The organism is Pseudoalteromonas sp. (genome assembly GCF_041629635.1).
Lineage (GTDB): Bacteria > Pseudomonadota > Gammaproteobacteria > Enterobacterales > Alteromonadaceae > Pseudoalteromonas.
Map to the genome: position 1 here is coordinate 1 of NZ_JBFKMX010000024.1, position 21,993 is coordinate 21,993.

A 21,993-nucleotide genomic window follows, 5' to 3' on the forward strand; every position below is an offset into this window, starting at 1 on the left:
CTTCAAATTGAGTAAGTGCCGTAAACGACTTTCCATATGGAGATAACAGAGCTTTCGCTTCGTTCACTTGATGGCGCAGTGAGGACAATTCAAATTCACTTAGTCTTACTTTGTCATGGTAAGATGCACTCATTTGTTGTTGGCTAAACACTATAAACTTCGCCAATGCTGCATCGTCAATTTTAGGAACAGTATTAATATAATTTAAGACCGGATTCGTATTATAGGGCCAAGGAAAAAACCGTTCAGTAAAGCGCTGCTCTATAGTAAGTAAAACAACTTCAGCTTCACTTTGACTGGCTTTTAAAAGCTGATTCAATATGTTGTTACGTGAGCTTAAATACAAATCGCTAAATGGCCACACAGCATTTTTAGATTGCGCTGTTACCGGATAAAGCAGGCTATTCAAGTGTTGGTAATCAGCAATGAGCTCTTCATAACTTTTGTGTTCATTTGATCTATCGCAACCTAGCAGTAAAAAAATAGTACAAAATACGGTCAATAATTGCGTAATTTTAATCAATGTAATCTAACCTTATAAGAGCTTATTAATGTGGAGCGCATATGATTTTTTCATTTCAAAACGCATCATTTCGCGATACAGAAACTGGATTATACAATCAAGCGTACTTTATGGAAGTTTTTAACCGCGAATGGCACAGACTGATCCGAGATAAACACAGCTTATCTATTTTATTGTTTAACCCACATATCAACCTTTTAAACGAAGCTGACATGTCTAAGTTAATTCAAATAGGAAATCTTTTAACAGAGCAAACGTTACGAAGTACTGATATCATTTGTCGTTTTAATAAATACTGTTTTGCTATGGGTTTGTTTGGGCTTGATATTCAAGGCACGCATGTAATTGTTAAGCGAATTCAAGATGCATTATTACTTAAAGAAAAAATTGGTTTACTAAACTGCAACATTAGCATTGGTGCAGTGAATGTGACACCTAATATTAACATTGAGCCCGAATCAATATTTGAAAAGACCATTACAGCATTACACTGCGCAGAAGAGAGTGGAGTGAATGGCTTTCAAATTGAAAGTTATGCGGTTCATTAAAAAGGCTAAATATTAGGTAATAAAAAAGCCCCTTTTGGGGCTTTTTTGCAGTGCACATTATTTAAATTTTAACGCCCTTACGGATCGCTTTATCTTTAATGTACTGTGACCAGCTCTTAGCAAATTTCTTCGTTTGCGGATAATCTACCGCTTTACGAACATTTTGATAAGCCAATTTGTACTTTTCTTGCTGAAGGTAAGCTTCTGCAAGGTCTAAGTAAATCTGACCTTTCTTACTATTGCCAAGTTCTAATGCTTTATTCAAGTTTTGAACAGCAAGTGCATAGTCTTCGCTAGTTACTAACATTGAACCTGCTTTACGATATAACTCAGAGTCATTATCGAATTCAGCTGCTTCAACATATAACTTAGCTGCTTTTTCATAGTGCTTAGCATTATGGAAATATGCACCAAGTGTAGAAACTGTCGACTTGTCTTTCTTAACTTTCTTTGCTTTTACCGCTTTTTCAAGTGTAACACCTGCTTGGTAAGGCATTTCGTTAAGTGAATATAAGCTAGCTAGGAATTTAAAATGGTTAGCTGTTTCTAACGCATTATTACGCTCTGCTACTTTTGCAGCTGCAAGACCTTTTTTGTAGTCTTCAACTGTCATGTAGAAAGAAGCTAAACGTGTCCATAGCTTGTATTCTGTTGGCCAAATCTTAACCTGCTCTTCACTTGTTTTAATCGCATTGTTAAATTGCTTAAGCTCAACATAAGCACCTACTTTTAAGTCGTAAGCGTTTTTGATTGGCTCTTTCTTAGACAATTCTATTGCACGATCTGCTGGAGCAATAATGTTCTTGTACTCTTTTGTTTCGTAGTAAGTTGCTGCAATCGCTAAATAAACTTTTGCATCCTCCTCACCCGTAAAGTCCATCCAAGCATAATAAGACGCACGAGCCTCTTTATATTGCTTTTCTTGACGTTGTAAATCAGCAATTAGCTTCATTACCGTCGCTTGGTCTTTAAAGTTAAGAACATCTGGCTTAGCTGCCGCTTTAGCAAGACGAATTGCGTCGTCAAACTTTTCAAGCTGGTAGCTCATTTGCGCCATGTAGTAATCAACCTGTGCTTTATCAAACTGATCTGAAGGATCAATATCTTTCAGCATTGTTAAAGCAGCTGGAATGTCACCCTCGATTCCTTTTTCCTGGTCACCGTTATAAACATCAAATGCTTTAACAACTTTTTTACCAGTACGTTCACCCATTACTTTGGTTTTGCGTTTCTTGCGTTCTTCAATTTTAGCAGGATCAGCTTTTGCCAAAGTAGGTGCAGAGTAAACTGCACCACCAAGCGAAATTAATAAGGCTAGCGCGGTTACTTTAGATAAAGTTTTCATACTGCCTCCTAGTTACCTTGGTCAAGTTTAAAGTCGAGTTGAACTTCAATGCCAGCTTGACGTTGAGGTTTGCCATCAACAATCTTAGGCTTGTATTTCCACTTACGTAGAGCACGTTTTGCTTCACGGTCGAAAATACGTTTCGGTTCAGCGTTAATTACTTCAATATCAGTTACACCACCAACTTCATCGATAGTAAAGCGAAGTTGTACCCAACCTTCTTTACCATCACGCGCAGCTTGTGGCGGATATTTAGGCTCAATTCGAACGATAGGTGTAGCATCACCATCTCGGCCAAATGCGCCTGGGCCATCTAGACCACCTGCCGTACCACCAACATCAATTGATGGCATATTAAACTGTAATCCTGAGTTACTATTACTCGAATTATCAGGTTGTGGCGGCTGCGGTTTAGGCGGCTGCTTAGGTGGCGGCGGAGGCGGAGGCGGTACACGCTTCCTCTCCTGCACCTTTGATTCAGGCGGATTCGTCATAATTTCGACTACAATCTGCTCTTGGTCATTGGCAGCGCGTTTATCGCCACCAGAGATCAAGAACGCCATGAAATAGAATAAGCCGAAAGTAACTGCCCCACCTGCAATCAGTGAAAACAGAAAACGAATCATTACTTATCTCCAGCGATTGAAATTTTCAAGTCACCAGTGGCCTTGATTTGGTCCATAACCTTCATAACCACACCGTGTTTCGCTTCTTTATCCGCCTGGATAATTACGATTTCAGTAGGTTGTTCAGCTAATAGACGCTCGATGTTCGCAGATACACGTTCTACATCTACCTGACGCTTATCCATCCAAACTTCGCCGTTACCACGAATAGCAATAAAAATATTTGCATTTTTCTTCTTGGTAGCTTGCGCAGCTTTAGGTTTGTTTACATCAATACCAGCTTCTTTAACAAATGACGTTGTTACGATAAAGAAGATAAGCATGATGAAAACAATATCCAGCATCGGTGTCATATCTACCGCTGCATCTTCATCTTGGATACGTTTATTACGTGCCATATTCAAATCTCTCTCTAGTGATGCGGCAAGCTATCAATCAGTTTATCTTTAGCCATCTTTGCTTTCGCTTCTAGACGTGTGCTAAAGAATACACCTGATAGTGCTGCAACCATTCCAGCCATTGTTGGGATCGTCGCCATTGAAATACCTGATGCCATTAAGCGAGCATTACCAGTACCTTGAGTAGCCATGGTTTCGAAAACCGCGATCATACCCGTTACAGTACCTAATAAGCCGATTAGTGGACAAACAGCTACTAATGTTTTGATCAACAACATACGCTCATCTAATTTCTCAGACGCTTCAGAAATCCATGCTTCGCGGATTCTGTGTGCGTACCAAGACGTAGTGTCTTGGCGGGCGTCCCAGTTAGCGATGATCCCTTTTTTCATTTTAGGGAACACACTAGTTAGGAACCAATAGCGCTCAATCATTAATACCCACATAAGAAAGAGTGCTATTGCGACCACATATAGTACTTGGCCGCCTGTAGCAACAAAATCCCTGACAGATTCCCAGATCTCTATCAGGACTAGCATTAGGCTTTCTCCTTCTCCGCGTGAGCAGCAATAATACCAGCGCTTTGCTCATCAAGGATGTGTAGTACAGACTTAGAACGGCTTGCAACGATAGCGTGAACTAGGATTAACGGAAGTGCCGCAATTAGACCTAGAGCAGTAGTTACAAGTGCCATTGAGATTGAACCAGCCATAATCTTCGGATCACCAGTACCGAATAACGTGATTTGCTGGAATGTTTCGATCATACCAACAACCGTACCTAATAGACCCATTAGAGGTGCGATAGCTGCAAAGATCTTGATGATGTTAACACCAGCTTCAATGCGAGGCGTTTCACGAAGAATTGCTTCATCAAGCTTAAGCTCAAGGTTTTCAACATCTTGGTCTTTGTTGTCTTGGTAAACTTTAAGAATACGACCAAGCGGGTTGTTCTCGTTTGGTGTGTTAAGGTTCTTAAGTTGTGATTTGATCTTAGTCGTTGTAACTGTTAGGTCAGCAAGACGAATAATCGCAATGATGAAACCAATAACTAGTAATACTGCGATTAGGTAACCAACTGTACCACCCTGGTGGAAACGCTCTTCGTGAGTTGCTTTCTGCGTGTTTAGACGAAGAATTGAACCACGAGTAGGGTCAGTGTAGAAACCTGCATATGAGCCAGCAGCTGTTGACTGTAAATCATCAGCAGAAGAAAGAACGTAACCATCTGGTTGACGACCTAACGGCTGGATTTGCTTAGTTTCTGGGTGGTAAATTAAGTAACCTTGATCAGAGATAAGGTTAAAGTTACCAATACGCGTTACTTTAGCGTTAACTTCAGAACCGTCTAACTGAGCAACTTTAGCTTCGAAAGATGATACTTTCGCAGACTCAGTCATTTCAGTTTGAAGACCAATCCAAAGCTCTTCTAGTTCGCGAGTAGTTGGTAGTTCTTTAGCAGCAGCTAGAGAACGAAGAACTTCTTCACGTCCTGGCTTTTCAGCAGAAACTAAAGACGCTTCGATTGAACCGATTGTTTCTGACGCCGCACGACGTACAACACCAAACATTTCACCTAACGTGCCTTTAGCAGTTTCTAATTCTGCTTCTTTAGCCGCTAGTGTTGCTTCGTTTTGTGCGTATTGCTTCTTAAGACGATCACCACGAGCTTCTTCAGCAGCTAGGTCACGCTTAGCTGTGTTTAATAAAGCTTGCTTGTCAGCACGAGCTGATAAAAACTCTTGCTCACGTTGCTTGTTGATTTTACCAGACGAGATACGCTCTTGCTTAACTTGCTCAAGGATTTTGTCTAGAGCAGCTGTATCTGCGTGTGCATTTAGCGCAGCACCTGCAGAAACAGAAAGAACAGCAGAAACTGCTAAACCTTTAAATAGTTTCTTCATCGTGATTACTCCGCGCCAAAAATTGGAAGTTTAACTAGATCTAGCGCTTTTTGCTTACGCGCCATACGAATAAGATCTGTTACTGGGCTTAGGTATTCGTCACCTAGCTTGTCCCACTGCTTCGTAGAGTTGTTCCAAACCCAAGCATTCTTAAGGTCTAGAGACTGTGCTACGTAAGCGATACGACCAACACGACCGAAGTCTACTGTGATATCACGACCATCAAGGTTTAATGCACCTTGAGTAGCTGTAACAACTGTGCTGTAGTCTTTTTCAGTTAGGTATGCTTCAAGAACCTGACGGTATTTCTCTGAAGTTGTAACTGATGCATTAGTCATTAATTCACGTAGTTTTTCAACACGGTCTAAACGCTTTTCAGTGTCAAAAGGAACGTCCGCTTTGATGAATTGCTCAAGCGTATCGATCATGCGATACATCAAAGGCACAACGTTACGCTTAGTCGTATCGATTTCTTTGATTTGTTTATTTAATGATTCAATACCCGCATTTTGGTCAGCAACCAAACGCGCTAGGTGATCATTATAAACTTTTAGGATCTCAGTTTGGTTAACCGTAGAATCATATTCCGCTTTCAGTTCAACTGTTTGCTCGAATACGTTATCGATTTTGTTCTGAGACTTTTGTGCAGCCTTAATAGTCTGACCTTCAACATTGTGAATGTCTTTCAAAGGATCTGCCATCACGTTGCTGCTTGTAAGTGCAACTGCGCCAACCAACGCTGAAGCTACAAGACTTTTTCTGATTTTAACAGACATAGTTCCCAACCAATTAAGTAATGTTACTTTTTTAGAATTTAAACTGATTAAAACTCAATCATGAAAGGTACACTTTAAAAGTGCACCAACTCACCAATAATGCTAAATGGATACAAAAGTGTCAACTGCCAAACTTAGTAAAATACTGCTTCGAGTTAAATTTGTAGTTAACACCCACAAAACCGTAAACATTCCATTTACAAATGAACTTTTATCCAAACAAGATTTAAGCATTGAAACTAAACAGCTAGAGGAGTAAATGGCTTTATTTTAGTAAAAAGATATTAACAGAATTGATGTTTAATATTTTTTTCAAAAAAATAACTTTTTTAAGATTATAGAGAAGCTTCAATAATTCTTGTGTCACATATTTATTCAGTTTGAGCGATTAATTTAGGTGTTTAATTAAGTCGACAAGCTCTTCTTGGTAGTGATGCCAAAGGTTAATTGTACGTGTGTACATCGGCTCTCTAACTTGAACTGCACTTGCAGTTTGAACAAGGCCCGGTGTTTTGTGAAATTCCAAACATTGATCTTGCCATTTTAGACCGCATTTTTGAATCAAATTAGGTACTTCGCAAGCTGGGTTTTGCGCCAATTGTTCATAATCAATATCGATTATTTCACCTGGAAATTCTTGATGCCAATGTGCCATCAATTTTTCATAACTCTTATAATATTTTGCGAGAGTTTCTAGGTTGTAAGCAAAACGATAATTGTCATTACTGAAGTTTTTTTTGAAAATTGATAAACAAGTATCTACTTTATTTCGTTTACAATGAATTATTTTGGCATCTGGGAAAAGGATTTTAATTATACCAACCATCAAAAAGTTGAGCGGCAATTTATCTGTTACAAAATCATGTTGATTAGATAATTGATCTAAATTAGTTAAGTAATTATCAGATAAAGCTTTTATTTGCTCTTTTTTGATTTTTGACAAATTATCAAATAAATAGGTCTGAGGGTTCAATAATGAGCAGCCCGCTGAAAAAAGTGTGTCAATTTCACCAGCACTGTATACAGAGGTGTGCGATCCAATAATTTTTTCGATTAGAGTTGTACCTGATCTTGGCATACCAATAATAAATATTGGCTTACGCGAACTGTCTCCATACTGTTGTAACATTTCAATCTCGTTTCTTTTGAAAACTGATTTTATGTTATCAATAAAAGCTATATCCGCTTCTACATCATAATTTAGCGTTTTGAAACGCAAATCATTCCCTTGCTTTAGCAATTTAAACGACTTAGTGTACTGCTCTTTTTGCTCGTAAGCTTTTGCTAACGCAAAAGAGAGTAATATTCGATCTTGGTAAGTTAAATGTCTCAAATTACACAATTTTTCAAGTTCTAAGATATGTTCTTGCCCTTCATGTTTGTAATTAGTTACAACTGACAATCCATAATGTGCCATTACAAAATTGGGACTTAATTGCACTGATTTTGTATACAGCTCTTTTGCACTATTTAATTGACCTTTTGCTTTATTTATCGTCGCTAACGAATAGAAAGCTTTTGCATTACTGCCATTTGACTCAACCATTTTATTAAAAATTATTTCAGCGTTATCATATTGGTTAGACTGAATATATAAGTTACCTAAATAATCCTTAAGCAAATCATTTGCTGAGCAATCATTTAATTGCGTTTTGCATACCTTTATTGCATTTTTAAAGTCCCTTATTTGAGCATAGCAATAACTTAAGCCAAGTAAGTCAACAACTGAATCTGGTTTACAGTTACATGCTTTTTGATAGTAGTAAATTGCACTTTTAAAATTACGCTTTGTTTTGTTTATAACTGCAAGTGTATGATTCTTAAGATAAGGTTCATAGGGTGTGTCTATTAATTTTTGCAAAACGTTTTCTGCATAATCATAGTTATTTGTTTCAAATAATATTAATGCCGCTTCCAAAATTGCAGGTTCAAAATGAGATAGGCTGCTTAAAACATCATTTACGCAATTGAGCGCTTCTTTGTAATTCTTATCGCGCCTTGCATTAGCGGCTCTTTGGAAAAGATTTGCTTGTTGTGGAGTGAGTTTTGTGTTGTATAGCTTCATTACATGCCTGCATTTTTATTTTACGACATTGAGTACATTCTCTCATAAAAAAAGCCTGCAATTGCAGGCTTTTTATTAATTATGCATTAAAGCATAAATTAGAATGTCATGTTAACACTTAGGTGAATGAAACGACCTAGCGAATCATAGAAACCTGAAATTGTGTTAGCATTTGTAGACAGTGAGTTACCAACCATTGGTGGCTCTTCATCAAAGATGTTGTTCATACCACCGATCACTGTTACGTGCTCGTTGATTGAGTAGCTACCAGATACATCGAAGAAGTTGTATGCATCTACGCCACCTTCTTCAGCAAGTTTAGTATCTGCAGTGCCATCGTAATCAACCGCACCATAGAAACGCCACTTAGCTGTTACACGCCAATCGTTCATAGAGTAATCAGCTTGGAAAGTGTGACGCCACTTAGGAGTAGTGAAACAGTCAGTGCTAATAGTACCTGTACAGTCGTAATCTAGGCTAGAATCAGCAAGTACTGGTTGTACTAGCTTCTTGATGTTGTAGTAACCATTGATGTTGAAATCAAGAGTACCTTCACCAAGGTCCATGCTGTAGTTAGCTGTAACGTCTACACCACGCCAGTGACGACCACCGATGTTATCGCCAAGGTTAGTAATGAAACCATCTTGACCTAACCATAGGCTACCTGAAGCACTACGCTTGATGTTATCACAGAAGAACGCATCACCTGTTTTAGCACAGTTGTTAAGAATACGCTCTGCACCTACAACACCAATTACACTTTCCATCTGGATGTCGAAGTAATCAACAGTGAAGTTGAAGTTTTCAAATGGGTTTGCAACTAAACCAAGCGTGATTGTATCAGCTTCTTCAGGCTTAAGGTTAGGGTTACCACCTGAGAATTGGTTATACTGACCAGCTGGAGACTTAGTAATTGCACCAGTGCCATATTGTCCAGCAGTTACGCCAGTACGTTGACACTGTTCAAGAGAGTACGAAGGATCAGTACCCGCACAAGGGTCATCACCAGTCCAAAGACCGATATTCTGAGCACCGAATAACTCGCCTACGTTAGGAGCACGGATTGCTTTTGCAAAACTTGCACGGAATTTGTAAGCGTCAGCTAATGTGTAGTCTGCACCAACTGTGAACGTAGTGTCAGAACCAGAAGTTGAGTAATCAGACCAACGGAACGCTGCGTTCATGTTTAGTTCGTCAAGTACTGGAACTTGGAATTCTGAGAAGAATTCAGTTACTTCAATATCACCACGTAGGCTAGCTGAAGGACCACCTTGACCAAGTAATTGACCTTCTTCGTATACAGTATCAGAAATACGCTCGTAAGATTGTTCACGACGCTCGAAACCGAATACAGCAGCAACTGGCGCTGGTGCTGAAGGGATATGTAGTTGCTCGATTTCACCTGAAACGTAACCGTTTAAGATTTGTTGAGTAACTAGACCTGTTTGGATACCAACACCTGCAAGTTGTGCAGCTTGCTCAGGAGTAACACCATTTAGTTCGAATACGTTATAGTATAGGCAACCATCTGCCTCAACACACTCAGTACCTACAGCGCCAACACGTGGTGCGATTTTAGGCGCTAGTAAGTCGTTGATGTAAACTGAACTTGAAGAAGTCGCTGAGTAGTTGTAGCTAACATCGTATGACCAAGCGTCATTAATTTCGCCTTCAACACCCGTGATAATACGGTATGAAGAGTGCTCTAGGTTGTTAGCACGAGGACCACCTTCAACGTTACGCTTACCAATATATGCGATAAATTGGTCATCATCACCTTGGTTGAACCAAGTTTGAAGTTGCTGCTTCTGAAGATCAGAAAGTAGAGGGTTATTGTAGTCTAGTGTGTAAGCTTCGTTGAAGAAAGTACCAGACTCAGCAATTTGACCCGCTGTGCGGTTGTGCATGAAAGATGCTTCAAGGTACGGACGGAAATTGTCATTGATTTCGTAGTTTACGAAAGTACCAAATGAGAAACGCTCGTTTGGACGCATGAAGTGGTTAACTGGTGCGTAGTTATAACGGTAACCGTCATCTTCGATGAAACCATTACCATTTGGATTTAGGTAACCCCAGAACTCTTGGCTCCAGTCAACAGCACCATCAACGATAGGGAAAATGTCAAAGTGAGGGTTAGGCGTATTAGCAGAACCACCACAAGATGATTGAGTACGGTTTAATGCACATGATGAGTAGTCACGAGAACCTTGAAGTAGCTCATCGTTACGACGCCAAACAGCGTATGCAACAGCGTGGCCTTTATCACCATCGAAAGCACCACCGATAGCTAGATCGATGCTGTAAGAACGACCATCAATGCCTGAGCTACCTTCTGGGTATTCAAAACCTTTATCATCCATTAAACCTTGGATGTATTTATTGTCATTGTTGTGTTGGTAACCAGATGCACCGAAGTTCATTTGTAGACCTTCGAAGTCATCATTCATGATGAAGTTAACAACACCAGCAACAGCGTCTGCACCATAAACCGCAGCAGCACCACCAGTTAGTACTTCAACACGCTTGATTAGTGACGCTGGGATTTGGTTAACGTCTGGAGCTTGTGACGTGATTGAACCTGCTTGAAGACGACGGCCATTTACAAGAACAAGAGTACGGTTAGAACCAAGACCACGTAAGTCTAGTGTTGCTGTACCAGATGCGCCGTTTGATAAGAAAGACGTTTCAGCAGCTTCGATTTGAGGAAGTTGGTTTAAGATATCTTCAACGCGAGAATAACCTGAAAGCTTAATCTCTTCTGCTGTCATTACTGTTACAGGGCTTGCGCCTTCCATATCAGTACGCTTGATACGAGAACCTGTTACTTCAATACGTTCTACTTGTTCAGCAGCTTGTTGTTCTTCAGCAGCGTTAGCGTTTGCTGCAAATACAGCAGTGCTAGCACCACCAAAAGCGATCGCCAAGCGAACAGCTTTTGCTAGTTTATTATTTAACATTTAGATTTCTCCCTGGACCACATTTTTATGTGTGGATTTATTTTATTTACAATCTAACAAAGTGTTGATTGATTTTTATGTTGAGCCGAAACTCATTTATCCGAGGGCAATAATAATCATAAGGGTAAACATCGGTCAACATATGTTTATAAAGTTTTAACATTTGAGACCCAAATGTTTCAGAGGGATCACATTTATACACACATAGAAACATTAGCACCCCCTTCCAAAACCAAACGTAACTAACTGAAAAAAAGAAATAAAACAGAAATAGAACTTAAAAGTCGTTATGTAATCAATTAATTACAATTTTTTTGAACTTTTTTAAAACAAACTTTGCTGCTCATTTACTAATTGTTCAAAACTTAACTGCAATTCTTTTTCAATCGCCTCTACGATAGGCCTTAATTGTTTATCTAAATAGTGTTGATAATCGATACGTTTTACTTGATTTGCATGTTGCTCTGTAAGGAACAAAGGGCCATCAAGTGTGACAATATAATTGACCCAATCGCCGCGTTTAATGAAAAAATCAGGGTGTGCCAACTGATACTCAAGTACCGCCCTTACATGAGGTGGGATATTGCGCCGATACATTTCCAGGTCTTGTCCTAAACGTTTTCGATACACTAATTGATCGTCAAATTCTCCCGCTTTTAATGATGCCACCTGTGAGGTTATGTATTCTTCTACGGCCTGATTAGTAAAGAGTTTCAAATACAGTTCTGTTTGGAATTCTTTTGCAAGAACAGTCCAATCTCCTCTAGCAGCTTCAAGTCCTTTAAAAATGAGCTCGCCAGACTGGTTTATTCCCGCATAGCGTTTTTTTGACCCGGTAGTTTCTCCGCGTAATGTTGGCATAAAGAAAGGCTTATAGTGCGTTTCAAACTCAAGTTCTAATGCACTTTCCAATCCATTTTCTTTTAAGTTTTCTCGCCAATATGCATTAATAACCTGTGCTAATTCATTGCCTATCTCATCACATTGCTGTTTTGATATTTTTCCATCAATAGCAACAAATGTAGAATCCGTATCACCATAAATCACCTTAAACCCACGAGCCTCAATAAGTTGCTTTGTCGTTTTCATAATTTGGTGACCGCGCATGGTAATTGAGCTTGATAAACGTGGATCAAAGAAACGACAACCTGAAGAACCTAATACACCGTAAAAACTATTCATGATAATTTTGATAGCATATGACATGGTTTCGTCTTGATTCTTTTTAGCAACTTCTCTTGCTTGCCATAACTGTAAAATTAATGCTGGTATAAAGTGGTGTTCACGAGAAAACTTTGCCCCATTAAATCCGTCAATGGCATCTTGTTGCTTAAGCCCTTCAATTAATCCGAGGGGATCTATTTTAAAAGTGCGAATTATTGAAGGGTAAAGACTCTTGTAATCCAGTACTAATACGTTTTGATAAAGCCCTGGGATAGAGTCCATCACATAGCCACCGGGACTTTCGAAATGCACTGGTGATTCACCTAAATTAGGGGCGATGTACCCTGCACGATGAAGGTGTGGTAAATAAAGGTTAGTAAATGCAGCCACTGACCCCCCTAAACGGTGTAGATCAAGCCCCGTTAACTTTGCACGGGCAATCGCAAACTCGATAAGCGATTTGTTTTCAAATATATCCCACACTAACTTGCAGTCTTGTAGGTTGTATTCTGCTAATGCCTCTTTTTCGTGTTTGAATTGCCGTTCAATTTCTGCAAGTGTGTCGCCTCCTTGAATGAGCTTTTCTTCACCTAATAATTCATAACTGACTTGCCCTAAACGGAAACTTGAAAAGTGGTAACTTGCGTTTTTAAGCATGTCTATGCCATCAAGCACAATTCGGCCTGGTATTGACAGTTTATTTACTTTTGATTGATTAATCCGTAATTGGCTGGAAAAGCGCCCTATTGGTAGTTTAAGCCCTAATTCTTCTGCACGTTTAAATAATACCGAGAAGTCAAAATCAATTACATTCCAGCCAATAAAAATATCTGGGTCAAGAGCATCAATGATTTCTATAAATCGTTTAAGTAAAGCGGTTTCATCATAAACCCACTCTAACCAAGGCAATTGTTGCCCCCGTCCAATCATCACTACTTTTTTAAACGACGTATTATAAAAACCTATGGAATACAAAACACCTAAACCACTGCACTCAATATCAACAGATAAACATGTTAGTTCAGACGAATGTAAACTTGCTTCATCACTTTTAGCCAACTTCGCTTGATAAAGGCAATGTACGCCATTTTTAAACTGATAACGCCCCTTTGCCCATGCTTGCCCTTGAATAAAGCGTTCCATCAAGTAGCGGTCACAATGACGAATATCTTGTTCGTAAAGCATCAAGCCAGCTTCATTTGCACATGCCTTAGCAGCAAAAAAATCTTTTATATTTGAGAAATAAAAACCTTCAGTTTTACTTTGATTAAAATGTTTAAGTGTTAATGGCTTTTTCTGAAAAAAAATCCCCTCTCGTGAAAGCGTTGATGCAAACCAATTTGCATCTTCAGCTAAACAAAATACCACAATCTGTTCATTTTCAATTTCCACGCGTACTGGTCCTTCTTTCGCTCTAAGCCAAAAAACAAGAACCAGTTTACCGTCGCGATCATATTGCTGTTTTGTTAACAATAAACCTGAAAAAGTGCGCTCTAATGCCATTAACACATCTAACAAATAAATAATCGCGACAGTCTAACAAAAGAAAATTTGCCTGTATTGCATTGTTATTCAATGCCAGCAGCTTTAAAATCAACAAAACGCCTTTTCTCGGAACCTACATGCTGGCTGATTCCTTAAAAAAAACGATCCGTACTATTCACACTAATATCGCAGCCAAGCTTCCCGATTACCGCTCTCGCCCAAGCCAAAATTATTTAGTGGCTGAAATCGCAAAAACACTTGCGGGAAATTACCACCGCACTGAACGTATTGCCGTTATCGAAGCCGGAACAGGTACTGGTAAATCATTAGCCTATTGTTTGGCGGCGATACCCTATGCCAAACAACATAAAAAAAGCTTAATTATTTCTACGGCCACAGTTGCACTTCAAGAACAATTAATAAATAAAGAGCTGCCCTTTTTTGCAAAGAACTCTGGCATCGAAGTGAGTTATGAACTTGCTAAAGGCCGTCAGCGTTATGTGTGTGCTGAACGCTTATACAGTGCATTGATAGATGATCCAGCACAGCTTAATTTTTTAGCCACTACCGATTCGCCTCTAAGCGACAAAGAAATCGACACGATTAAGCAGCTACAAGCGGCTTATAAAAAAGGTACTTGGAAAGGTGATAGAGATACTTGGCCAAGTGTAATTTCAGATCACGTTTGGCGCTTAATTCAAAGCGATAAGCATTCGTGTCAGAGGCAATTATCAAGCCATGCGCATTGCCCATTTCACAGTGCTCGAGACCGTTTAGCCAAGGCAAATGTGATTATTGTAAACCACTCATTATTACTTGCTGATTTAGAGCTTGGTGGCGGCGTTATTTTGCCAGAGCCAGCGGACAGTATTTATGTCATTGATGAAGCACACCATTTACCCCAGGTAGCTCGAGATTTTTCATCAGCTTCAAGTACCTTAGTGGCGACGCTTGAATGGCTTGAAAAGCTGGCAAAATTTAACCAAAAAATGGCCAATGCAATTAGTTCAAGTCGCGCAACAGGGCTTAACTTTAAACTCGCTGACGCTATTAATGACAGTGCCAAAGATCTCAAAAACGTTAAAAACTTTTTCGCCGATAACTACTTCGAATTTAATGAAGACAATGTACATCGCTTTGAGCAAGGCCAATTACCCAAAGGCATTAGTAACTGGGTTAAAGATTTAAAGCAATCATCAAACAATATGCTTAAATTTTTAACCAAAATGCATGATGCCCTAACCCTTGATTTATCTGATGGAGATGTGAGCAAAAAGGTAGCTGAGCCGATACTTGCCGAAAGCGGCACGTATATTACCCGCTTAGACAGCTTTGCCAAACTGTGGGGTAATTTATCCATTGAACAATCAACGCCACCCCATGCACGCTGGCTTAAGCAACTTGAATATAAAAATCACGTTGATTACTTGCTTGCCGATTGCCCTATTCAAGTTGGCTATTACCTTCACGATAAGTTATGGCAAGAATGTGCTGGGGCAGTGCTTTGTTCAGCTACCCTTTCTGCGCTGGGCTCGTTTGACCATTTTGCATTTGAGGCAGGGCTTAAACCAATCGAAGGCGTAAAATATATAAAAGCGCAATCACCTTTTGATTACAAAGAAAATGCCGTTTTAACAATTCCAAATATAGCTAAAGAACCTAATCACAAAGAGTTTAGTGACGAGTTAATTAAAGTACTGCCAAATTACATCAAAAAAGATAAAGCTAATTTAGTGCTTTTTGCCTCTTATTGGCAAATGAATCAAGTAGCTGAAGGACTCAGAAAAAAAGGCTTTAGCCTATTGTTGCAAGGAGAAGCATCGCGTGACGCATTGCTGACGTTGCATCGCGATAAAGTCAAAAACGGTAAAGGTTCTATTTTGTTTGGCACACAAAGCTTTTCTGAAGGACTGGATTTACCTGGTGATTTATTGACCAACTTGATTATTACCAAAATTCCGTTTGCCGTTCCAACCTCACCCATTGAACAAGCGCAAAGTGAATATATCGAAACGAAAGGTGGTAATCCATTTTTATCTATCACTGTACCTGAAGCGGCAAAGAAATTAGTACAAAGCTGTGGTAGACTGCTGCGAAAAGAATCAGATACTGGTGAAATCATCATTTTAGATAGACGTTTAGTCACTAAACGCTATGGTAAAGCCATGCTGGATTCGCTACCTCCGTTCAAACGAAAAATCGAGTACTAATGATTGAAATAGCCTTAGAGCCAACAACTTGGCTTGTGCTTTGTTCCGCTGCTTTAGCAGCAGGCTTTATTGATGCCATCGCTGGCGGCGGCGGTATGTTAACTGTGCCTGCGTTGTTAACAGCGGGTCTACCTCCCCATTTAGCACTCGGCACCAACAAACTTGCAGCAAGTTTTGGTTCGGTTACTGCGAGTTTAACGTATTACAAAAAGAAACTGTTTAGCCCTCGCTTTTGGATAGTATCTGCCTGTGCAACTGCACTTGGTGCAGTGTTAGGCACGTTAATGGTTGATTTTTTAACGCAAGAATTCCTCAATTTGTTAATACCTGTTGTGATTATTTGTGTTGCCGTCTACAGCTTATTTAATAAAAGCCAATTTGCTGAAAATATGCAATTACCTGAGCAAACCCCACAATTAAAAGTAAAGCAAACCTGGCAAGGATTAATTTTAGGCTTTTACGATGGTGTGGCAGGCCCAGGCGCAGGTACTTTTTGGACTGCATCAAATAGTTTTCTGTATAAAATGGGCATTTTACTTAATTGTGGCGTTGCGCGCTCGATGAACTTCATTAGTAATGTGGTATCACTAGCAACCTTTGTTGCATTAGGTCATGTACATTTTATGTTAGGCCTTACCATGGGTGCATTTATTATGCTCGGCGCTTGGATAGGGGCACATTCGGCAATAAAGTTTGGCAGCAAGTTAATTAAGCCAGTATTTAATACTGTGGTGATAATTCTTGCCATTAAATTGATAATTGATGTTTATGCTTAAAACAAATTCGCAAATCAATGCTCTGTTACAGCAAATCGGTCGCCTGAAAATAAGCTGTCAGCAATTCGATGAACAAAAACTATTTAAAAGTGAGCGTTTTATAAGAAATCAGCATGGGCTGTTTGAGCATCATTTATTTCGCACTAAAAGCATCAAACTGACTGACTACTTAACCGAAGTTGTCGAAAATATTGAATCCCTCCCCTCCGCTGAACGACGCCATGCCCAGCGGTTTGCGCTTGAGACGATTGCACAGCAAGTTGAAGCCATCATTACCGCACTCAAAGCAACAAGCGTATGGCAAAAAGAGCAACAATTTAAGCCAGTTGCACGCTATAAAAAAGTAGTTAAAAAAATCATTCAATCTTCTCAAGAGCTGTATCGTGAATTATCTCAAAATCACGAATTTGAAAGACGCCTGCTCGAAATGATTGAATTAAGGCAAAACGAAAAACTTAATTGCAATGATGCTCGTGCAACTGAACTCAATAAAGAAATTTTAGTGCTTCATGGCAGGTTAGGCCGTTGTCGCAAAGCGATAACTGCAGTAGAAGAAAAAATCCAACTCGCAGAAAAATCAAATCGATAATGCCAATTCCCATTTTCTATCACCCAAGTTATTCCGCATTAGATTTACCTGAAAACCATCGTTTTCCTATACAAAAATACGCGCTTATTTATGACTTTATAACCACGGAATTAGCAGAAGAATTCGATTTTATTACGCCTTCTAAAGCAACTTTGGAGAAGATTGCCAGCGTGCATGACGCCAACTATGTTTCGCAGTTTGTGAACGGAACACTCGATAGTAAGGCAATACGCAAAATTGGCTTTCCATGGTCGCCAACCTTGGTTGAGAGAACTCTTTACTCTATTGGAGCGTCGATTCAAGGTGCTGAAACTGCCCTAGCTACAAAAATTGCTTGTCAAATAAGCGGCGGTTACCACCATAGCTATCCAAGTTTTGGTAGTGGCTTTTGTATTTTTAATGACTTAGTCATTGCGGCAAGACATTTAATTGATACATCACAGTGCGAAAAAGTCGTAATACTAGACTTAGATGTACATCAAGGTGATGGCTCAGCAGTCTGTGCTGAGAAGTTTGATGATATTGTAACAATATCCATACATTGCCAACAAAACTTCCCTGCAAAAAAACAACATTCAGATTACGATTTTTCCCTTGATAAAAATACCAATTCACAAGAATACTTAAATGCATTACAACAATGCTTTATCAGCATCTTAATCGAACAACCAGACATTATTCTCTACAATGCAGGTGCAGATATTTTTAGACAGGACGAACTAGGCTATTTCGATGTATGCCTCACGGGGGTTAAAGAGCGAGATAGCGCCGTAATCAATTTTTGTCATCAACAGGACATTCCCCTCTTTACCGTTTCTGGCGGTGGATATCAACGAGATATAATGAGTTTAGTCTCTGTTCACAACCAACTTTATTTAAGCATGACAAATGGATAGACGATTGCCAATATATAAGCAATACTAAGTAAAGTCACACTAGTAATCTTAAGGAATAGCATGAAATTACATGACGATATTCATAATTATTACGAAAAGCTTTTAACTGATGAAATTGAAAGACAAAAAATCGAAGATGATTATGATAATGACACCCTCGCAGATTTCTGCTGTACAGCGCTGAACCAATTACCTGCTCGATATATTCGCTATGAAGTGGATATGGCTTTTTACTCATCTCAAAGTGAACGCCTCGAAATGGAACAACGCGTACGCGATGCAATTGAATTTGCCAAAGCTGCGGTAGCAAAACGTGGCACTATTCATGAGTAAAGATGGCTCCCTTCAAAATGCGCCTAATCATGTAAAACTGGCTGTTGATTTAATCATGTTGCTTGAGCAACACGATATCGACCCTAAGACAGTGCTTCAGGCGCTTGAAATTGTTAGTAAAGATTTCGAATGTAAAGTGAAAGAAGCTAATGCTAATTAGCCATCTTGAATTCCTTTTGTTAGGTAGCGCGTAACTAATGAATGTAATTTGTTAGGGTAATAGTCAAGATGAACACGTAACAATTCGCCTTGCTGATTAAGTGATTCAATTTGTTTATTTACGCGCTTTATTAATTGCGCTGTTATTTCACTTTTTACACACATTAATCGACCTAAAATATAAGGTTCAATTTCTGCAAGCTCAAAACTTAAAGTGTGAATGTTCAAACAACTATTACTGAGTTCAAGCGAGTAAAGCAGAGTATATTCCCCTCGTTTTTCAGAAAAAATATCTAAAATCCCAGCGACTTGAGATGCGCCCAGTCTGATTATTACGTTTTTGTCAGATAACTTTTTAATTATTTTATCTAGATTATCACCATACGATATTTGATCTGAGATGATTAAACGCCTTTCAGGTTAGGTTTCAATAAATCTTCTAAATAGATAGGTTCATTCATTTGTTTGAGCGGTAAATCTGCATGCTGAGATATTCTTCGGCTTAAGAATAAATTGTTCGGTTGACTAAAAATAAATTGCTTGCTTCTTTGTGTGGTTGGAATTTTGTCGATAACACAAATTGGTTCACCTTGTTGCATAAATTTAAGCGAGCGTTTTGGTGGTACAAATTCAAACTAGAGGTCATTGGTATTTCCACCCAGCGCCAAAAGGTTTATCGCTGAAGAGAGACTTCTCATTTCACCAAGAATGAAATTATTCAAGTCATCAGCTCTGTCTGAATACTTTTGCATATAATGGTGTTATAAGAAAAGCGAACACAAAAAGCGAATAGCAAAGAGCATATTGTTCAAGGCTAGCTTTCAGATAAAACAACATAATTAATATTGAATCATGTTTTATAACATTAGAATGTAAAATAAACTAAGCCGAGAATAAGATGTTAAGCTATTAAAACTAAGGCATGGGGTGGCAATCTTACCAGCCACATCCCGGCACATAAGTCACACGCTGTGGCTGCTCCCTTCCGGGCCTGACCAAGTTCACATGCTATTATTGCGGGAGGACCAATAAGATCACCATAGTGGTTCAGTAAAACAAGACTTTGCTTAACTGCGCCCAAGGATTATCACTATTTTACCATTGAAGTTCAAGCAAAACTTTGAAAACGCACGTTAACTGCACAACAATTGAGCTTAAAGATGTTTTAATAATCCAGCAAGTTTAGTTTTCACCTTTCTTATATTGTCTGGCCCTAGTCGCAACAGTTGCTTTTGCGCATCTGAAAGTGCTTCATACTCAGGTACTGCATATTTATAACTGACTGATTGACTAATTAAAGGTGTATCTAAAGGTACTTCGGGCGTTTGCAATAGATGCGAAATTGCTAACGCTAATCGTTGTTCAAACTGATATTCTGATAATCCAATTTCATCGTATGCATCATTGATTAATGGTTTGTGTTCGTTTAACAGTTCGATAATTTGCGCATCAGGCAACTTTGTTAGCAATGAGACATAAGCATCATAGCGTTTAAAGCTTTTAGGATTAATAGTAATTATTGCTCCATCGTTGACTGAAAAAGACTCTAGTGGCGCAACAAAGACTTGGTGCTTTTTAGCAAGCTTACCTTCTGCAAGGTTTTCTGTGTAAACAACCGCACGTCGAATTAAATCCTCGTTAATAATCAGTTTTAACATGTTGAATGATAAGACATCAGCAAGTGATTGTTTAACCAAAGCATCACTATCATCTAGTTCTGGTAATTGCCGAATAGGTGCGGTTTCTAACGGTCGTTCTAATTCTACTTCTTTAGTAACTACATCGATGGGCTGTTGCGGACCAATTTTTGGCTCTTCAACAGCTTCTTCTATTATAGGCTCTTCTAATACAGATGTAGGTAGCTCAACTACTTTCCGCTCATTCTCTGACATTATTTTTTCACCTTCAATCAATTGCCAACTAGCAACACAAATAACTAAAACCACCAGTGCTAGACCAATTAAATAAGGTATTTTACTTTGAGATTGTATTGTCATATTTTTCACTGTTTAAATATTTATTTTAGACCTAAAGTGCTCTAAATTAAGAATAAAGGGAGAATATAAAGTATCTGATGAATAGTAACGATAATAGTTCAAAACATAAATCAAAAATTGCGTTACTGCTGACTGGCGGTGGCGCTCGCGCAGCTTATCAAGTGGGCGTATTAAAAGCTATCGCGCAAAATCTTCCGCGTAATCAAATTACTCCTTTTGCAATTATTAATGGTACGTCTGCAGGCGCCATAAATGCGACAGCACTTGGCTGTTATGCATCCTGTTATCAGTTAGCTGTAAAAAAGTTGGAGTATGTTTGGAAAAATTTTCGCACTGAGCAAGTTTACCATACTAATTTTTCTTCTGTGTTTGGTCATATATTTATCAATATGCTACGTAGTTTTCAGTCAGATTATGAAAACCATCCACCAGCAAGTCTTTTTAATAACCAGCCATTACGGGAATTATTACATTCTGTGCTCGATTTAAAACGCATTGATAACAACATTCGAAATGATTATTTAGAAGCACTGTCAATTACCGCCTCAAGTTATTCAAGTGGTGATTCTGTCGCATTTTTCCAAGCTAAACATTCTGAATCTTGGCAAAGAGCCAAAAGACGTGGTGAAAAAACAACCATAAATATTGAACATTTAATGGCATCAAGTGCCATCCCTATGGTGTTTCCGAGTACCAAAATTCGTCAAGGATATTTTGGCGATGGCTCAGTTCACCAGCACGCCCCGCTCAGTCCAGCAATTCATTTAGGCGCTGAAAAAATTTTTGTGATCGGTGTAGATCAACCTATTGATAACAAATACTTTGGTTTTCAACCACACTACCCTGGTATTTCGACAATTGCAGGTCATTTACTTGATACCATCTTTTCAGACACGCTACGGGGTGATATTGAAAGGTTAGAGCGAATTAATAGGACTCTTTCGCTGATCCCCGCTAGAGATAAACATAAAGAGTTAAAACGGATTGCATATTATGTGATCAACCCATCGAAAAACTTTAATGCTATTGCGACCCGCTATTACGATACCATGCCAACCCCTATAAAAATACTATTACGCGGAATAGGCGTGAAAAAACATTCTGAATCATCACTGGTAAGCTATTTACTTTTTGAAAAAGAGTACACCCAACATTTGATTGAAATTGGTTATAAAGATGGGCTTGCCCAACTTGACGAAATTATGTCATTTCTTGAATTCACCAATATGCAATAAAAAGCTAT

The 21,993-nt window shown here is 38.9% G+C and carries 21 protein-coding genes and 1 other RNA gene; 8 read left to right on the forward strand and 14 right to left on the reverse strand.

Annotation, left to right across the window (positions count from 1 at the left end):
• Positions 1-523, reverse strand: a 523-nt coding sequence (locus ABYD77_RS05590; RefSeq protein WP_372767825.1) for a hypothetical protein, incomplete at its 3' end; no start/stop codon positions are given.
• A 41-nt stretch (positions 524-564) separates the two neighbouring features.
• On the opposite strand from ABYD77_RS05590, the gene ABYD77_RS05595 reads away from it, so the two are divergent.
• Positions 565-1,071 carry a diguanylate cyclase gene (locus tag ABYD77_RS05595; RefSeq protein ID WP_372767827.1) on the forward strand — a complete coding sequence of 169 codons (507 nt, stop codon included), beginning with the start codon at positions 565-567 and terminating at the stop codon, positions 1,069-1,071.
• A 61-nt stretch (positions 1,072-1,132) separates the two neighbouring features.
• Here ABYD77_RS05595 and ABYD77_RS05600 read toward each other — a convergent pair whose 3' ends face one another.
• The 9 genes from ABYD77_RS05600 to ABYD77_RS05640 form a co-directional block, all read right to left on the reverse strand.
• Complete coding sequence (locus ABYD77_RS05600; protein ID WP_372767829.1) at positions 1,133-2,416, reverse strand: tetratricopeptide repeat protein; 1,284 nt, start codon at positions 2,414-2,416, stop codon at positions 1,133-1,135.
• A gap of 8 nt (positions 2,417-2,424) precedes the next feature.
• Positions 2,425-3,042 carry an energy transducer TonB gene (locus ABYD77_RS05605; protein ID WP_372767831.1) on the reverse strand — a complete coding sequence of 206 codons (618 nt, stop codon included), beginning with the start codon at positions 3,040-3,042 and terminating at the stop codon, positions 2,425-2,427.
• Complete coding sequence (locus ABYD77_RS05610) at positions 3,042-3,440, reverse strand: ExbD/TolR family protein (protein ID WP_372767833.1); 399 nt, start codon at positions 3,438-3,440, stop codon at positions 3,042-3,044. The genes ABYD77_RS05605 and ABYD77_RS05610 overlap by 1 nt, the downstream gene beginning before the upstream one ends.
• A gap of 14 nt (positions 3,441-3,454) precedes the next feature.
• On the reverse strand, positions 3,455-3,979 hold the full coding sequence (locus ABYD77_RS05615; RefSeq protein WP_372767835.1) for a MotA/TolQ/ExbB proton channel family protein: 525 nt from the start codon (positions 3,977-3,979) through the stop codon (positions 3,455-3,457).
• The gene (locus ABYD77_RS05620) at positions 3,979-5,343 is read right to left on the reverse strand and encodes a MotA/TolQ/ExbB proton channel family protein (RefSeq protein ID WP_372767837.1); all 1,365 of its coding nucleotides are present in this window, start codon (positions 5,341-5,343) and stop codon (positions 3,979-3,981) included. The genes ABYD77_RS05615 and ABYD77_RS05620 overlap by 1 nt, the downstream gene beginning before the upstream one ends.
• A 5-nt stretch (positions 5,344-5,348) precedes the next feature.
• Positions 5,349-6,119: a DUF3450 domain-containing protein gene (locus ABYD77_RS05625; protein ID WP_372767839.1), complete on the reverse strand. Its 771-nt coding sequence runs from the start codon at positions 6,117-6,119 to the stop codon at positions 5,349-5,351.
• 388 nt (positions 6,120-6,507) lie between these two features.
• Positions 6,508-8,037, reverse strand: a complete 1,530-nt coding sequence (locus ABYD77_RS05630; protein ID WP_372767841.1) for a sulfotransferase — start codon at positions 8,035-8,037, stop codon at positions 6,508-6,510.
• 245 nt (positions 8,038-8,282) lie between these two features.
• Complete coding sequence (locus ABYD77_RS05635) at positions 8,283-11,141, reverse strand: TonB-dependent receptor (RefSeq protein ID WP_372767843.1); 2,859 nt, start codon at positions 11,139-11,141, stop codon at positions 8,283-8,285.
• Between the two features lie 324 nt (positions 11,142-11,465).
• The gene (locus ABYD77_RS05640) at positions 11,466-13,808 is read right to left on the reverse strand and encodes a DNA polymerase II (RefSeq protein WP_372767845.1); all 2,343 of its coding nucleotides are present in this window, start codon (positions 13,806-13,808) and stop codon (positions 11,466-11,468) included.
• A gap of 119 nt (positions 13,809-13,927) precedes the next feature.
• Here ABYD77_RS05640 and dinG point away from each other — a divergent pair, with 119 nt between their 5' ends.
• Genes dinG through rsmS form a run of 6 tightly spaced genes read left to right on the forward strand, consistent with a single transcriptional unit; the run spans position 13,928 to position 18,754 of the window.
• On the forward strand, positions 13,928-16,000 hold the full coding sequence (gene dinG / locus ABYD77_RS05645; RefSeq protein ID WP_372767847.1) for an ATP-dependent DNA helicase DinG: 2,073 nt from the start codon (positions 13,928-13,930) through the stop codon (positions 15,998-16,000).
• Entirely contained in the window at positions 16,000-16,776 is a 777-nt protein-coding gene (locus ABYD77_RS05650; RefSeq protein ID WP_372767849.1) for a sulfite exporter TauE/SafE family protein, read from the forward strand. Before dinG ends, ABYD77_RS05650 begins: the two co-directional genes overlap by 1 nt.
• Entirely contained in the window at positions 16,769-17,365 is a 597-nt protein-coding gene (locus ABYD77_RS05655; RefSeq protein WP_372767851.1) for a primosomal replication protein, read from the forward strand. Before ABYD77_RS05650 ends, ABYD77_RS05655 begins: the two co-directional genes overlap by 8 nt.
• A 5-nt stretch (positions 17,366-17,370) precedes the next feature.
• Entirely contained in the window at positions 17,371-18,261 is an 891-nt protein-coding gene (locus ABYD77_RS05660) for a histone deacetylase (protein WP_372767891.1), read from the forward strand.
• Between the two features lie 60 nt (positions 18,262-18,321).
• A complete protein-coding gene (locus ABYD77_RS05665) occupies positions 18,322-18,594 on the forward strand; it encodes a late competence development ComFB family protein (protein WP_372767853.1) in 273 nt (90 codons plus the stop codon).
• On the forward strand, positions 18,587-18,754 hold the full coding sequence (rsmS, locus tag ABYD77_RS05670; RefSeq protein WP_372767855.1) for a pleiotropic regulatory protein RsmS: 168 nt from the start codon (positions 18,587-18,589) through the stop codon (positions 18,752-18,754). Before ABYD77_RS05665 ends, rsmS begins: the two co-directional genes overlap by 8 nt.
• Here the strand turns inward: rsmS and ABYD77_RS05675 are convergent.
• The 4 genes from ABYD77_RS05675 to ABYD77_RS05690 form a co-directional block, all read right to left on the reverse strand.
• Positions 18,751-18,981, reverse strand: coding sequence for a hypothetical protein (locus tag ABYD77_RS05675; protein WP_372767857.1), 231 nt, complete (start codon positions 18,979-18,981; stop codon positions 18,751-18,753). The genes rsmS and ABYD77_RS05675 overlap by 4 nt on opposite strands.
• A 176-nt stretch (positions 18,982-19,157) precedes the next feature.
• The gene (locus ABYD77_RS05680; RefSeq protein ID WP_372767859.1) at positions 19,158-19,352 is read right to left on the reverse strand and encodes a hypothetical protein; all 195 of its coding nucleotides are present in this window, start codon (positions 19,350-19,352) and stop codon (positions 19,158-19,160) included.
• A gap of 335 nt (positions 19,353-19,687) precedes the next feature.
• An RNA gene (gene ffs / locus ABYD77_RS05685) (signal recognition particle sRNA small type) lies at positions 19,688-19,784 on the reverse strand.
• 123 nt (positions 19,785-19,907) lie between these two features.
• Positions 19,908-20,750: a DUF3014 domain-containing protein gene (locus ABYD77_RS05690; RefSeq protein ID WP_372767861.1), complete on the reverse strand. Its 843-nt coding sequence runs from the start codon at positions 20,748-20,750 to the stop codon at positions 19,908-19,910.
• A 77-nt stretch (positions 20,751-20,827) separates the two neighbouring features.
• Here ABYD77_RS05690 and ABYD77_RS05695 point away from each other — a divergent pair, with 77 nt between their 5' ends.
• Positions 20,828-21,985, forward strand: coding sequence for a patatin-like phospholipase family protein (locus ABYD77_RS05695; protein ID WP_372767863.1), 1,158 nt, complete (start codon positions 20,828-20,830; stop codon positions 21,983-21,985).
• Positions 21,986-21,993 lie beyond the last annotated feature (8 nt).

Coding starts and splice junctions, on each gene's coding strand:
- ABYD77_RS05625 (WP_372767839.1), bottom strand. CDS start 6,119: ATGTCTGTTAAAATCAGAAAAAGTCTTGTAGCTTCAGCGTTGGTTGGC.
- ABYD77_RS05650 (WP_372767849.1), top strand. CDS start 16,000: ATGATTGAAATAGCCTTAGAGCCAACAACTTGGCTTGTGCTTTGTTCC.
- ABYD77_RS05605 (WP_372767831.1), bottom strand. CDS start 3,042: ATGATTCGTTTTCTGTTTTCACTGATTGCAGGTGGGGCAGTTACTTTC.
- ABYD77_RS05600 (WP_372767829.1), bottom strand. CDS start 2,416: ATGAAAACTTTATCTAAAGTAACCGCGCTAGCCTTATTAATTTCGCTT.
- ABYD77_RS05615 (WP_372767835.1), bottom strand. CDS start 3,979: ATGCTAGTCCTGATAGAGATCTGGGAATCTGTCAGGGATTTTGTTGCT.
- ABYD77_RS05655 (WP_372767851.1), top strand. CDS start 16,769: ATGCTTAAAACAAATTCGCAAATCAATGCTCTGTTACAGCAAATCGGT.
- ABYD77_RS05690 (WP_372767861.1), bottom strand. CDS start 20,750: ATGACAATACAATCTCAAAGTAAAATACCTTATTTAATTGGTCTAGCA.
- rsmS (WP_372767855.1), top strand. CDS start 18,587: ATGAGTAAAGATGGCTCCCTTCAAAATGCGCCTAATCATGTAAAACTG.
- ABYD77_RS05635 (WP_372767843.1), bottom strand. CDS start 11,141: ATGTTAAATAATAAACTAGCAAAAGCTGTTCGCTTGGCGATCGCTTTT.
- ABYD77_RS05665 (WP_372767853.1), top strand. CDS start 18,322: ATGAAATTACATGACGATATTCATAATTATTACGAAAAGCTTTTAACT.
- ABYD77_RS05595 (WP_372767827.1), top strand. CDS start 565: ATGATTTTTTCATTTCAAAACGCATCATTTCGCGATACAGAAACTGGA.
- dinG (WP_372767847.1), top strand. CDS start 13,928: ATGCTGGCTGATTCCTTAAAAAAAACGATCCGTACTATTCACACTAAT.
- ABYD77_RS05695 (WP_372767863.1), top strand. CDS start 20,828: ATGAATAGTAACGATAATAGTTCAAAACATAAATCAAAAATTGCGTTA.
- ABYD77_RS05620 (WP_372767837.1), bottom strand. CDS start 5,343: ATGAAGAAACTATTTAAAGGTTTAGCAGTTTCTGCTGTTCTTTCTGTT.
- ABYD77_RS05680 (WP_372767859.1), bottom strand. CDS start 19,352: ATGCAACAAGGTGAACCAATTTGTGTTATCGACAAAATTCCAACCACA.
- ABYD77_RS05640 (WP_372767845.1), bottom strand. CDS start 13,808: ATGGCATTAGAGCGCACTTTTTCAGGTTTATTGTTAACAAAACAGCAA.
- ABYD77_RS05610 (WP_372767833.1), bottom strand. CDS start 3,440: ATGGCACGTAATAAACGTATCCAAGATGAAGATGCAGCGGTAGATATG.